General features: G+C 40.0%; 17 protein-coding genes. 5 read left to right on the top strand and 12 right to left on the bottom strand.

Annotated features, from left to right (window positions below):
* Positions 1–120: 120 nt before the first annotated feature.
* Positions 121–369: a hypothetical protein gene (locus AC0VYE_RS13115; protein ID WP_076270138.1), complete on the top strand. Its 249-nt coding sequence runs from the start codon at positions 121–123 to the stop codon at positions 367–369.
* Positions 370–736: 367 nt separating this feature from the next.
* Complete coding sequence (locus AC0VYE_RS13110) at positions 737–1531, top strand: polysaccharide deacetylase family protein (protein WP_475448484.1); 795 nt, start codon at positions 737–739, stop codon at positions 1529–1531.
* A 48-nt stretch (positions 1532–1579) separates the two neighbouring features.
* Here AC0VYE_RS13110 and csaA read toward each other — a convergent pair whose 3' ends face one another.
* Positions 1580–1909, bottom strand: a complete 330-nt coding sequence (gene csaA, locus AC0VYE_RS13105; protein ID WP_475448482.1) for a chaperone CsaA — start codon at positions 1907–1909, stop codon at positions 1580–1582.
* 320 nt (positions 1910–2229) lie between these two features.
* On the opposite strand from csaA, the gene AC0VYE_RS13100 reads away from it, so the two are divergent.
* Entirely contained in the window at positions 2230–3147 is a 918-nt protein-coding gene (locus AC0VYE_RS13100) for an aldo/keto reductase (RefSeq protein WP_475448480.1), read from the top strand.
* An 82-nt stretch (positions 3148–3229) separates the two neighbouring features.
* Here the strand turns inward: AC0VYE_RS13100 and AC0VYE_RS13095 are convergent, their stop codons facing one another.
* The 6 genes from AC0VYE_RS13095 to AC0VYE_RS13070 form a co-directional block, all read right to left on the bottom strand.
* Positions 3230–3490 (bottom strand): hypothetical protein, encoded by a 261-nt coding sequence (locus AC0VYE_RS13095; protein WP_475449560.1) that lies wholly within the window; start codon positions 3488–3490, stop codon positions 3230–3232.
* 120 nt (positions 3491–3610) lie between these two features.
* Positions 3611–4756 (bottom strand): Ger(x)C family spore germination protein, encoded by a 1146-nt coding sequence (locus tag AC0VYE_RS13090; RefSeq protein WP_475448478.1) that lies wholly within the window; start codon positions 4754–4756, stop codon positions 3611–3613.
* Positions 4757–4758: 2 nt separating this feature from the next.
* The gene (locus tag AC0VYE_RS13085) at positions 4759–6231 is read right to left on the bottom strand and encodes a spore germination protein (RefSeq protein ID WP_076270144.1); all 1473 of its coding nucleotides are present in this window, start codon (positions 6229–6231) and stop codon (positions 4759–4761) included.
* On the bottom strand, positions 6228–7325 hold the full coding sequence (locus AC0VYE_RS13080; protein WP_076270145.1) for a GerAB/ArcD/ProY family transporter: 1098 nt from the start codon (positions 7323–7325) through the stop codon (positions 6228–6230). Before AC0VYE_RS13080 ends, AC0VYE_RS13085 begins: the two co-directional genes overlap by 4 nt.
* Positions 7326–7584: 259 nt before the next feature.
* On the bottom strand, positions 7585–8172 hold the full coding sequence (locus AC0VYE_RS13075) for a histidine phosphatase family protein (protein WP_475448476.1): 588 nt from the start codon (positions 8170–8172) through the stop codon (positions 7585–7587).
* Positions 8173–8251: 79 nt separating this feature from the next.
* A complete protein-coding gene (locus tag AC0VYE_RS13070; protein ID WP_475448474.1) occupies positions 8252–8593 on the bottom strand; it encodes a cupin domain-containing protein in 342 nt (113 codons plus the stop codon).
* Positions 8594–8828: 235 nt separating this feature from the next.
* Here AC0VYE_RS13070 and AC0VYE_RS13065 point away from each other — a divergent pair, with 235 nt between their 5' ends.
* Positions 8829–10031: a serine hydrolase domain-containing protein gene (locus AC0VYE_RS13065; protein WP_475448472.1), complete on the top strand. Its 1203-nt coding sequence runs from the start codon at positions 8829–8831 to the stop codon at positions 10029–10031.
* A gap of 81 nt (positions 10032–10112) precedes the next feature.
* On the opposite strand, the gene AC0VYE_RS13060 is transcribed toward AC0VYE_RS13065, so the two are convergent.
* Entirely contained in the window at positions 10113–10658 is a 546-nt protein-coding gene (locus AC0VYE_RS13060; RefSeq protein WP_076270149.1) for a GrpB family protein, read from the bottom strand.
* 60 nt (positions 10659–10718) lie between these two features.
* Entirely contained in the window at positions 10719–11492 is a 774-nt protein-coding gene (locus tag AC0VYE_RS13055) for an HAD-IIB family hydrolase (protein WP_475448468.1), read from the bottom strand.
* Positions 11493–11705: 213 nt separating this feature from the next.
* On the opposite strand from AC0VYE_RS13055, the gene msrA reads away from it, so the two are divergent.
* A complete protein-coding gene (msrA, locus tag AC0VYE_RS13050; protein ID WP_475449558.1) occupies positions 11706–12221 on the top strand; it encodes a peptide-methionine (S)-S-oxide reductase MsrA in 516 nt (171 codons plus the stop codon).
* A gap of 50 nt (positions 12222–12271) precedes the next feature.
* On the opposite strand, the gene AC0VYE_RS13045 is transcribed toward msrA, so the two are convergent.
* The 3 genes from AC0VYE_RS13045 to AC0VYE_RS13035 are packed head-to-tail and all read right to left on the bottom strand — an operon-like array spanning position 12272 to position 13879.
* Complete coding sequence (locus AC0VYE_RS13045) at positions 12272–12472, bottom strand: DUF4177 domain-containing protein (RefSeq protein WP_475448466.1); 201 nt, start codon at positions 12470–12472, stop codon at positions 12272–12274.
* Positions 12473–12506: 34 nt separating this feature from the next.
* Positions 12507–13046: a histidine phosphatase family protein gene (locus AC0VYE_RS13040; protein ID WP_475448464.1), complete on the bottom strand. Its 540-nt coding sequence runs from the start codon at positions 13044–13046 to the stop codon at positions 12507–12509.
* A complete protein-coding gene (locus AC0VYE_RS13035) occupies positions 13043–13879 on the bottom strand; it encodes an AraC family transcriptional regulator (RefSeq protein WP_475448462.1) in 837 nt (278 codons plus the stop codon). The genes AC0VYE_RS13040 and AC0VYE_RS13035 overlap by 4 nt, the downstream gene beginning before the upstream one ends.
* Between the last annotated feature and the right edge of the window lie 16 nt (positions 13880–13895).

The raw sequence follows: 13895 nt of genomic DNA, 5'->3' as shown, positions 1-13895 counted from the left end.
TCCTGTAACTCTACAAATAGCCAATACCTATCTACTCGTTCATTCATAGAATAGTCAGTAAGAACCATCTACAGTCAAGCTGCTTTAAATAGTGATGAAAGAAAGGGATGCTGAGCTATTATGGGATGCGAATTGGGACGTGTCATCATTGAAAGAAACGAAGGCACGATTATTTTTGGGAATGTTGGCAGAATAAACATCAACATAACCAATATAGCCGGAAAAGGAAGCAGCAGTGATTCTAGTAGCAGCGACAGTGACAGCGGCAGCGATAATAGCGATTCTGGTCAAAATTCAACCGATTCCTCTGATTTAAGATCAATATCAGTTAATTTAACTAGAAAATTTCTAAAAAAGAAACGTAAATAGATTTAATAACAGCCATTTGGTTATCAAAGCAGGTCAATCAATAAAGGGGACAACGGATAATGAGACTTATATTAAATAGTCTCAGATTGCCGCTGTCCCCTTAAAAATTCATCTGCTTCATTCTGATGGCCATAGCCTGTCCATTATTCTTCTTACACAGTGTTTCCAATTAACAAATCAATAATCAGTAGCTGATGTCGATTTTTGCGAGATTTTACAACATAGAAACAAGTTAGCCATAGTGCTGACACTTTTGTTTTTTATACTGACTAAACAGACATCCCAAAGATATATGCCACAGTACAAAAAGAAAGGACAAAAGAACCGTCGTAATCAAAACATCTTACACAAAACGAGGAATTAGATCATGCGAAAACTTGCCATTTGTATTATTTTAATCATTGTTACTCAATTATCTGCATGCAGCAGTCCAAATCCTATCCAAGCAACTGTAAATGACACAGATGAACAACTTGAAACAAATTTAATTACTGTAAAGCAGCCTTCCGAAATCGATGATGACAAAAATAATAAAACGATATATTTAACCTTTGATGATGGCCCCTCTTCAGCTACCAATGAAATATTGGATACGTTGAAGCTGTTTCATGTAAAAGCTACATTTTTTATGTTGGAGCCAAAAATGCGACAGTCTCCAGAAATCGTTAAACGAATTGTAGAAGAAGGACATGCCGTAGCCTTGCATGGTGTCACACACAATAAAAATCGATTTTACCGTTCGGAACAATCTGCGCTGGATGAAATGAATCAAGCTCAAAAAACACTTGAGAAAATTACAGGCATCTCATCGGTTCTCATTCGTACGCCTTACGGCAGTGTACCTTATTTAACGGATTCATTCAGGAAGGTTTTAAGTGACAACGGGTATAAATTGTGGGATTGGAACGTGGACAGCAGCGACTGGTCTATTTCAAGCAAAGATTATATTAAAACGACAATTTCTCAAATACAAAAATTAGAGAAATATGATGTGACCCCTATCGTGCTCATGCATGATCTACCAGAAACGGCAAAGCATTTAACTAAACTTCTTACCAGCTTAACAAACGATGGTTATGTACCAAAAAAAATCGAAGCTGACATGGAGCCCTATAACTTTAATTGCTACGATCGCTGTCGACGTGTGAACGTGGAAAGCTAAACAGGTTGCCGATTATATCGGCAACCTGTTTTTTTTTGATAAACTTCCTCACGCAATTGACGTCCCATTCGGAACGGGGTGATCTGGCTTTAAAAGAACTACATCACCTTCCGATGGGACTCCACCAATGACAAGCACCTCGGATTTAAAGCCCGCAATACGTCTAACAGGAAAATTCATAACTGCGGCAACTTGACGGCCAATAAGCTGTTCTGGTTCATACCGTTCTGTGATCTGTGCCGAGGAATGTTTGACACCAAAATCACCAAAGTCGATTTCTAATTTTATTGCGGGTTTTCGTGCTTCTGGAAAAGGTTCTGCATGAATAACCGTACCAATACGAATATCTAATTTCATGAAATCCTCAATTGTCGCCATATTTGCTGCCTCCATTTAATAAAAAGTCGTAATTAAATGCCTTCCAAGTTGAAACTATTTTTCCAGAATACCGAATTCACGTTTGTATGTAAATACCAGAGCACGTGGATAGAGATGCCGTGCCAACGACCAGCGGACACATATATCATTTTATCCTTTTTGTAAACATTGAAATACGGCGGCCTTTTGTGAGACAATCATAAGGCACAATTGTTTTAGGAAGGCGTTTACATAGTTTGTGCAGCAACAAATAGAACACTCTTCTATTTGCGATGAATCCATCAAACAAAGTTAACCAATCTCGAAGGAGGACTTAAATCATGAGGACGATGAAGCTTGGAAGCAGTACACTAGAGGTGCCGGTGATTGCAGTCGGTTGCATGCGTATTAATTCGCTGGACAAGGCCGGTGCCGAACGTTTTGTTCAGACGGCGCTAGATAAAGGTGCGAATTTCTTTGACCATGCTGATATTTATGGCGGTGGAACTTGTGAGGAAATATTCGCAGATGCTATTCATATGAACGATGAAGTTCGCGAGAAGATTATTTTACAATCAAAATGCGGGATTCGTCCTGGCATGTTCGATTTCTCCAAAGAACATATTTTAGAATCGGTAGATGCGATTTTGAAGCGATTGAGAACGGATTACTTGGACATTCTGCTTTTGCACCGTCCAGATACATTGGTCGAGCCGGAAGAAGTAGCTGAAGCTTTTGATCGCCTTGAAAGCTCAGGCAAAGTACGTCATTTCGGCGTATCCAATCAAACACCAATGCAAATTCAACTTTTGAAGAAATCGGTGAAGCAGCCTCTAGTCGCTAACCAGTTGCAACTAAGCATTACAAACGCGACTATGATTTCGAGCGGATTTAACGTAAATATGGAAAATGATGCTGCTGTGCACCGTGATGGCAGTATCCTCGATTATTGCAGACTGAACGATATTACGATTCAGCCTTGGTCTCCATTCCAATATGGATTTTTTGAAGGCGTATTCCTTGGAAACGACAAGTTCCCGGAATTGAATAAACAAATCGATGAAATTGCTGAAAAATATAATGTGAGCAATACGACAATTGCTATTGCATGGCTTTTGCGCCACCCTGCGCAAATGCAACCGGTTATCGGTACAATGAATCTTGACCGCCTGAACGATTGCTGCAATGCGAGCGAAGTTCATTTGACACGCGAAGAATGGTATGCCATTTATCGTGCTGCAGGAAACATTCTTCCTTAACCGAAACATAAGGTGAGATATTCCATCTTGCTGCTATAAAACAAGGAAACCTCAAGCCGCTGTGGACTTGAGGTTTCTTTATTTAGATCAAAGCAATAGCAAGAAGCGAAAACAATGACAAAGTCAGTAAACCTGCCCCAAAACCAAAACCATACCCATTTCCATATCCATTACCGTATCCATTACCATAATATGCTGACGTTCTTACCCCATCCGATGTCCGTAAATATAGATTGTTTCTATCAACATTTACGATAACGCCTTCGTGGCAACGGCCATCCCGAGTCCGAACACGGACTCTACAGTTCATATTATTTCTGCCGAAACGATACATTTCCTCCATATAAAGCTCACCTCCCACTATCATGCTCCTTTTAATCTATGATTAGTAGAGGCTTCATGATTGTGCTCTTGTTACAAGAGTTACGAGGAATCTTGCTTTGAGTCCCAATGTCTGCTTCAATTAATTTTTGGTCCCCTTATATTTCCCTGTATTCATTAGATTTACGTTTACTTGAATATTCTTGATAGAATCATTTTTCAAGAAAAAATCATCGGAGCTGGACAAGCGCCGAAACTCAGAGGGTGATGACTGATAAAGGGTTTGTCTGAGATGAAACGGATCGATTTGGACCTTTAACGCTTTACTATAGGTGCTCGTAATTTCCTTGCGGATGGCATCAGCGGTACATTCCTTCAAATGGTTTATGGTTACGTCTTGCATTAGCTCAATGACGATGCCCTTTGCCTCAACTTCAAGATTAAAGCGAGTTTCTCCCTTTTCCGTTACGGGTCTAATTTTCATTCTCGGAGATGAAAATTCAATAACGGCAGCCGGTGAGCCGTGGGCAGTAACTTGAAGCGGTATACGTTTCAGTCCCTCTTCCGCCCATCTAATCCCTTGCAGATCCCGTCCTGACATCCATCCTATCATCTTGTTTTTCTTGAAAAAATAACCACCTGATAGGCTGAACATCGGCTTTGGTTGTTCGTCTTCCGACCAATCTTTAGAATCAAGGTCAAGTGATGGAATCATTGCCGGCTCTCCAGGTTCATTTAAATCCGCAATAACGCGATTTCCAGTAACTGGAAGAATTACTGAAACGACTGAATGCATTTGACTAGCCGTAAACATGATCGTTTCCAGTGGGGATAAATTCAGAATCGATTTCTGAATAAATATTTCTGGCAGGCTCCTCTTTGTTCCATAGATCAGAATATTGTATCTTACTTCCCTGTAACGATTAATCGCGCTATACACATCGGTGACACCCTTCTTGAGCACCGCTTCTGTCATAACAACAGCTTTAACATGACCCCAAAACACTTGCAGCTGGGATGTTCTGCTAATATCAGTTAATGCTAATGCCATCGTTTTCCCTTCCCCTTTGCCTACCCATACGGGGACAGCTTTACCAAGACTAACTTGTTCACTATGCGAGATGTTTGAAAAATTGAGTATTTGTGTGTAGGCAATCCATTTTCCGTCCTTAAAGTCGACACCAATAGCCGTCGCATATGCCATGTTTTGAATTTCCGGCATACTCGTGCAACCGCTTAGAAGCATAATACTGCACAGAAGCACGCTTATTGCCCGGAAAATATACATGTCTAATCCTCCTTCTTCTTATCGGGATCTTTCGTTTGCAGCGCGGTAGGTCGCTTGTTGATTTTATCCCACGGCAATCTCAGGAAAGAAATAAGCAGCTCCCTAACGGATAGCGGAGATAAAGGCGCCAAATAGCTTACGCCAAATGATTTTATAGTACCCATGTAACCAATGAGCAGTACCATACCTAAGATCACGCCATACATGCCGAGAATTGCGGATAGTGTAAAAAAGAACAGCCTCAAAATACTAACCTGCGTGCTTAACGTCTGATTCACTAGAGTTACTCCCGAAACGGCGGTAATTGCACCAACTACAACAACTGACGGCGAAACCAAACCCGCTCGAATGGCTGCATCTCCAATGATCAACCCCCCAATTGACGTCAGTGTCTGACCAATTGCGTTAGGTAGCCTTACTCCCGCTTCCCTAAATATTTCTAGCAGCATGAGCAGCAAAAACATTTCCATATGCGAAGAAAGCGGCAGCCCCAGTCTTGTCACGGAAATAGTAGCCATCATTTGAAATGGAATTTGGTCTTGATGAAACGACACTAACGCAACCCATATGGCTGGTAAAAAGATAGACAGGAATAAGCTAATCCCTCTTATTATTCTTGAGAATGAAACATACGCATAGTTGAAATGGGCATCCTCTGGAGACTTTAAAATAAGGGACAAGCCAGCTGGCGCAATTAACACCATCGGCAATCCATCGATAACGAGTACTACACGGCCCGAAAGCAAGCTTTGGACGGCATAATCAGGTCTTCCGGTAAAATCCATAATCGGCAATAGCTTAAATTTAAAATCAGACAACAATTCCTCAAGCTGACTAATGCTGATTAAACCGTCAATATCAATTTTTTCCAATCGCGCATGTAAGTCCTCCAATATCTTGGGATTAATGATGTCATAAAAGTAAAGAACCCCAATCCGCGTCTTTGTTCTTCGTCCTATTGTCAAATTATCTACATGGAGAGAAGGGCTTCGAAGCCGTTTACGGATTAAGGCAATATTTACAGTAATATCTTCAACGAACCCATCCCTTGGTCCCTTAACCGAAATTTCTGTACTGGATTCGTATGGTTGTCTTGTTGGCTTATCGGCTATGCTTACAAAAGCCACTTTATTTTCTTCGGTGAATATGAGCAGCAGATCCCCTTGAAATATAGCCTCCGATAGCGCGTCCTCGGTCACTTCTGTAAATTCCGTAATCGAGAGTACATTGGACAACCGCACAATCGGATCCTTGAATGAGCCCTGTTCTTTAAAGAGTCGATTAAGCTCTGGCAAAATAAACTTACCAATATCGGCTGAATGGCTCAGTCCTTCTGCAAAAGCAATCACGACTTCAACACTCTCTTGTTCTCCAAAGTGGCAGGCTTGGATTTTGACATCTGATGAACCCTCAAAGAGAGCCCTTAAGCTTTCCTCATTCCAGATCTCTGACTTTGACTGCGCTTGTCCATTCATGTTTTTCCCTCCTTTGAGGCAGATCCTAAGAACAGGGCGGCAATCATCCATAAGAATGAAAAGGACAACAATACCGCCAGCGAGATTGGCATGTAATAACGATCCATCCATAAATAAAAGGTATATTCGTTTACTCGAAACAGTGACAGAAGGATATAACTCACCATAATGATAGCTATTGCCCAGTGTCGACTGCGTGCTTGACGAAGAGAAAGCAATTCAACGAATAAATACACAGATAAGCTTATGCGAACAATCGCGCCAGACAGCCATTGAAAGATGGATAAAAAGTCTAGATGCTCAACAAATTGCCCAATTTTCACGAGCCTCCACTGCTCGTAAGGCGAAGTCATTTGATGGGATGCTTCTATGGGACCAAACTCTGTAATCGCACCAACGATAGGTCCCAGTGAAATGACGATGGAAAATACGCCATATAAAAGCAGCTGCCAAGCTCGAACTTTCGTCTTCAAATGATGCTGCAGCACGATAAGCGCCATCAACTCCACAAAACCTGCGCCGGAATAAACCATTCCGTTCCAAACCGGACTCCATCCATGCTCTAGTACAGGCTTTAATAACGAAAAATCTTTCATTGGAGAATTGAATGAACCGACAAAAATGCCTAACAAAGCAACAAGCGGAAGCAACACGCCTGCAACGATCGCAATGACCTTTAATCCCCACATAGACATGGCTGTACAAAATAATACCAATGAGACAACGAGCAGCATCTTAGGAGTAGAGGGCAAATAATTTGTTACATGCCATGTAGCCGTATGGATGACGGTCATCCCGCCAATGAGATACATCTGAATGCAAACGGGAAGGATTAGGAGCCATGAAACAAAAGGGGAACTCCTACGGGATAGCCACTTTTTCCACTCTTGCTGACCTGATCGGTTCATTATCCAGACCAATAGCAAAATCCAAATAAGAAAAAATACACCTGTCATCAGTACAGTAATCCACGAATCACGTTTGGAAGCAGACAAAATCATCGGATTTACGATAACGTGGCTGGCAAGGCCATTCATTAATGAAAACATCATAAATATTTGCACAAAGCTGATTTTATTACCCGAACCGCTCAAATGAAATCACATCCATATCTATACAATCCGTAAATCCTCACTCTATTTTGGTACTAATTTCAATTTAATATTCCAAAAGAAGCAAGTTGCACAGATTCAATTCAAATCATGTCTTGGATCAGCCTAATAAAAAAATGGCAGCCTTGGACGAAAAAACACGTCATAGGCTGCCATTCATATGTAAGGATAGGAAATGAAAAACATTTTCTCGTTAATTCATAACAGCTAACTCATGGTTAAGTAAACATAGTTAGTTAGTTTATTTAGCTAACGTATCCGTTACTAAATCCTCATTCCATAGTCTTATTACCTCTTTTAGTTCTAAATTTTCAAAACTTAATTTATAAATATCTGGTTTCTTTAATTGATTTAAAAAATCCAAACCATAACTTGAATCAAAATAATTGATCATCAAAGTCATTACAAGACCATGTGTTCCAATAGCTATTTTTTTCCCAGAGTGTTCTTTCAATATTTTTTTTATCACTGATATCGATCTATTCTGGCAATCAGAATTAGACTCCCCACCCGGTAAAAAATAATCAAAATCATAAAATTTCTCTCTAATAACGGACATTAAATTTTCAATAATTTCTTCAGCAAAATGCCTTTCCCTGAGATCTTCAAATGTTTCGATATCCAATCCTAAGTTTTGTGCCAATCCCTCAATACTCAAGATGGCTCGGTTATATGGGCTAGATATAATAATATCTATTCCTTCTTCTTTAAGAATTTCTGTTACCTTTTCAACATCGCCCTTACCCTTTGTGGTGAGTCCTCTTGTTCTTTCAGTTCCTTCATCGTATGGGGATTCAGCATGCCTAACCATATAGACGATGGTTTTCATATAATCCTCCTTGAATTGTTTATTAATTATCTTACAACTAACTAACAAACCCATCAATGTTATCCACTGGCTAATCCTATTATTCTATTACGTACCTGTCCCCTCTGCTATTCGGTTGAGATATAACCAAAAATTCAATTTCTTCGTTGGATTTATTAAACATTTGATGAGGGATCTGAGGTGGAACCTCGATTCCTTCATGTTGATTTAAAATAACCTCTTGATCACCAATTTCCATAACTGCTGTCCCTGATAAGACAAAGAAAAATTGTTTAGCATCTTGATGATAATGCTTTACTTCCGCGGTATTTGCTGGCATTTTTTCATGAATGACGCTTAATTCCTGATTCTTCACTAAATGCCAACCATCACAGTTGTCTCCCCAAATATAATGTTCAGCAGATTGTTTACTTATTTTCATAGCAACTGCTCCTAACCACTAATGTTTTTGTTGAAAAATGTGGTATGAAAAGTGTCCAGCATTTCCGGTTGAATTATTATACAAACAAAAGAATAATAATTCAAATCTCTAGCACGATCTAGTCTAAAGTCGAGGCAACAAACTCGACTGCGGTGCGAATTGAATTTTTACTATATCTGGTAAAGTTAAGAAATGTTATAAATAGTCGGCCTGAGAAACGGCGGAAGGTGGCGTCATGATGGAGAAGAAAAGGAAGAAGGGTCGGGTTTGGAAAATCATTGGACTTATTTTGGGAGCACTCATAATTGCTTTCGCAACGATTACTTTCATTCAAGTTGATTTCTCTAACCCTAAGGATCTTGAGAAATTCGTCCAGGTCAAAATGAAGAAATCAGGCATGACAGGCGTATCCATCGCAATAATCAAAGACAATCAAATCAATCGCATTATTAATTACGGCGACGCCGACAGGGAAAAAGATATACCGATCACAAATGACACGGTATTTCAGATTGCCTCCGTTTCCAAAACAGTGACTGCCACGGCCGTCATACAGCTTGTTGAGAAAGGAATCATTCAGCTGGATGATGACATAAATACGTTTTTGCCGATAAGTATTGTTCACCCTAAATTTCCAGACACTCCCATTACATTCCGCATGCTGTTAAACCATACTTCAGGAATTGATAACAATTGGAAGCTGTATGACAGCCTCTACACTACGAACAGCGGTGGTGGCGACTCAACGGTTACACTCGCGCAGTTTATGAAGGATTTCCTCGTTCCCGGAGGAAAATGGTACGACGAAGAAAAAAACTTTACGAAAAATAAGCCTGGTTCGGCGTTCAGCTACAGCAATGTCGGATATGGTTTACTAGGCTATCTTGTCGAAGAGATGACCAAAACACCTTTTCCGGAATATACGCAGCAGCATATCTTTGACACGGTAGGCATGAAGCATACCAAATGGCTGCATAAAGATTTATTAAGCAATGACGTACTTGCCGTACAATATGATGCAAAACATAAACCGCTAGTGCCCTATTCTTTCCCGACCTATCCCGACGGTACGCTAAAGACGACGACTACCGAATTTGCTAAGTTCTATCTTGCCATCATGAACGGCGGGCAGGCCGAGAACGGAACCATCCTGTCCCAGGCCACACTTGATGAGATGTTCAAACCGCAGTCGGATAATGGCAACCAGGCACTCGGATGGAGCTATTCAGCGCTGGATAGTCTTTACTTGAAGGGCGTCAGTAAGGGCAAGGTGATCGGACACAACGGATCAGATCCCGGAGTACTCACGATTACGGTGTTTAATCCAGATAACAAGTCTGGTTTGATCCTCTTTTTTAACCAAGAGCTGAGCTTAAGTTTAAAATCGCTGAATCTTCATTCCATGGTCAAACGCCTGGTTAAGGAATCGGGCATGTAACATCTTTAAATCCTATATACGCAAAAGAGGAGCAGCTGCCTATGCATGCTGCTCCTTCCATCTTAATAAGAAGTTACTCCTTCACATATCTGAAACCGCTGGTTTCCAACCCGCTTCTTGCGACCAAATATGTGCTTTCTGAATGATATCCCAAACGATAGGCCCTTTGCCTTCTACATACTTGGAGCGTTCATCCTTATAAAGCTCAAACAATCGATGTTTCTCCCGAGCGTATCTTAAACAGTCCCCAGGGTGCGCGCGCAAATAATCTCTAAACAATAAAGTTAATTGTTCTGAAAAACTACCTGCTTGCCGTACATGAATATGCGTTCTTCGACTGCCCGGTATTTCTCGGAAATACTTTTTCGTTTTATCTGCGTTTTCTTCTCGATATACGAAGCCTAGTTTCTCCATCTCACTCTTATGGTTTATGATCGTTTCAAAATCAATAACGGATAATTGAATATCAATGATGGGCTTCGCGTCTAAACCAACAATCGAAGTTGAGCCAACATGGTCAATACGAACGACCAAGTCCCCCAAAGCATTTCTTATTTTTAGAGCGATATCATAAAATCGATTTTTCCATTCTGGATCATATTTTGCAATTATCCATTGTTCCTCCATAATGAGCTCCTTATGTTGCTGTTCTCTATTAAAAATTTATGACTTAATTTCATGCAGCATTTAAGAATTCAATGGAATATGCTTGCCAGCAAGCTCCCTCAGTTTTTCTACGATTTGTTCTTCGCAATTGCCCGCGAGCGGAATCACTTCCGATGCGTAAGGAGCGAGCTCATCGTGATGGCCAATCATAACTGCATGCTTCGCATTTTGAAACATCGAAATGTCGTTGGCGTCGTTCCCAAATGCAATAAATTGTTTGGCTTCCACCCCTAATTTTTGCAGGGCACTCCATTTATGAATATGAGTTGGACTAATATCAATGACACCTTCATTACGATGCCTGTGAATAACAACTTCTAGGCATGCGAGCTTTTGCTCCAAAACTTCCATATCATTCGCGGTAAGAATTAGTATTTTGACGATGGTCTCCAGCGACTCTACTGCAACAAGCTTAGCAAGCTTGGAGGCATCAACATTTTTTAATATCGGATGCTCTAAAGAACCGGTGTAGGCGTAATCCCAATGGCTATCAATCAAATATGTCGCTTGATGCTCTTCAATAAGCTTCAGCATGTTAAGGCGCAAATCTTCATTAAAAGTTTCTATAGCGATCATACTGCCATCCTTAGAAATAAGAGAACCATTTCCTCCTATAAGAGAAATGCTGTGAAAACGTTGATGAATAACAGGAAGCATATCTCGAATGGGACGAGCGGAAGCAAAAATAACTTCATGCCCTGCTTGAGTTAATTCCTCCAAACAACTTAAAATCTTTTCTGAAACAGGCTGTCCTCTAAAGCAAATGGTTCCATCTAAATCAAAAACAAAAATCATAAGTAATCCCCTACTTCCAAATGAATGTCATGTACTAATTGATTATAAGTAGATATAATTAGATTCAATTAGTTTACTGCAAAAGCTTTGGAATTTCTAGACAATGTCTCTTATGAAGCCACCAAAGCAATAGACTGATGAAATGATCAAGCTTATAATAAGTGTTCATACGAATGCTTTATTAATTAGTTAAGGAAATGGGGAGAGCAAATGATACAAAAAGCAACGTTTGCCGGGGGCTGCTTCTGGTGTATGGTAAGTCCTTTTGAAGAACAGCCCGGCATACATGGCATTCTGTCCGGCTATATGGGCGGAACGCTAGAGAACCCTACTTATGAGCAAGTATTGACTGGTGAAACCGGTCATTTGGAAGTCGTACAAATCACTTATGATTCGGACATCTTCCCATATGAAAAACTGCTTGAGCTTTATTGGCCGCAAATTGACCCTACAGATGCTGTAGGACAAGGCAATGATCGCAAGAGCCAATACCGTGCTGCCATCTTTTATCATACAGAAGAACAGCGCCAGCTTGCTCAACTATCCAAGGAAGAGCTTGGAAAGAGCGGCCGTTTTGACAAGCCGATTGCAACAGAGATTCAAGAAGCGGAAGTATTCTATCCAGCGGAAGAGTATCACCAGAACTATCATCGTAAAAATCCAAAGTTTTATAAGGAATCACGAGTATATTCTGGCCGAGATGCTATTATCGAGAAATACTGGAAGTAAAACATAGCATTGATTTATGAATGACTGATTAAAAAAGGGACGCAACACTTTTACGTGTTTGTGTCCCTATTAGATATTAAACGTTCGAAAATAATTTCGTACGCCGTTGGTTTTCCGTGACCATTATAATGTGTCGGTAAAACCTGTACTAATCTCCATCCTTCTTTTGCATATTCATCGATCGTTTCCCGATGTTTTGCCTCTGAGAAAAACCCGCCCAATGATGTTTCAACATACATATATTCGTACAAACCTATCGCCTCCTTGTATTATTAATAATCTAGCTCAGCCATTCCAAATTCGCTGTATAATTGGAACTTCACCTTCAAACTGCAAATGATAGACATCAGGATTAGACAAGGATGCCCATTCCTCAAAACCAAATTTAGTATCATAATGCTTGAGCAGCAAGGACATCAAGTTTCCGTGGGTAACGATAACCACATTGCTAAACCCGCTATTTCTCACATCGGTTATTACCGCTAAGGCACGATTCATCGCAGAAGTACTGGATTCGCCGCCTTCATAACATATCTCCAGATCTGTAAAAGTATGACGAAGCATTTCAAGCCAGTTAACATTGTTTTCGCCACATAAAACTCGTTCTGACAAGCGGTCATCCAAATGACAGTTTACCTGAATTTTTTCAGCTAATGGAGAAATAGATTGAATGGCCCTTAGGAACGGACTCGAAATGATATGTTCGATAGGTTTGCCATGTAGAAATTCAGCTACCCGCTCCGCTTGCAGATAACCTTCTTCCGTAAGATTAGCACTTGGCGATTGCCCTTCTGCCTTGCAGTGTCTGACTACGTAGATGTTCAAGAGTACCCCTCCGCATCTATAAATTGGTTAGTTCTATTTTTTCTATATTCCGAAGGAGCAATGCCTGCAATCGCTTTAAATGATGAAGAGAAATAATGCTGGTCGGCAAAATTCAGCTTTGTTGATATCTCGTTGATATTTAGATTCGTGTTAAGCAAATATTGCTTGGCGAGCTCTATTTTGCGATTGCGAAAATAAGTATAAGGCGTTATACCATAACATTCTCGGAATAATTTAATAATGTAGTTTTTCGAATAACCAAGCTGCAATGAAACATCGTTAATATCGATAGCATTCTCGATGTTTAAATCCAAACATTGTTTAATGCGTTCAGGAATAGAGAGCACTTTATTTTCCAAATGGTTTTTTAAATGCAATATGATTTTTAACACAATAACTGAAATCTCATCTGTAATATCAGAGTAGTTTTTTTGCTTGGCAGATGCAATATTAATAATTTCATTCATATAAGAAAGAATGTTGCAATCCTTCACAATATAGGTGTCTGCTGGCAAGTAATGCTTAAATAAACTTTCTGCAAAATCCCCATTAAAAACGACCCATATTTTAACCCACGGATTTTCCTCGCTGGAATAATACTTATGATAACTATTTTTAGTTAAGAGATATACGTCATTTTTTTGAGGATACAGCGTTTGGGATTCTATCTCGAGCACACCGCTTCCATCCATAATATATTCGAATGAAAATAAATTTTCACCTTTTCTCTCGATGATATAATTCTTGTCGCAATAAGAAATTCCTGCCATTACGATATTCAATGGAAGTTTAGGATCTAGCAGATGCCAAAAGCTATAAACAGTTTCTTTCATTGTGATATTCCTCACA

Source organism: Pristimantibacillus sp. Z349TD_6 (assembly GCF_056173205.1).
Note: the sequence above shows the minus strand (reverse complement) of the source record. Positions and strands in the feature narration are given on the sequence as shown.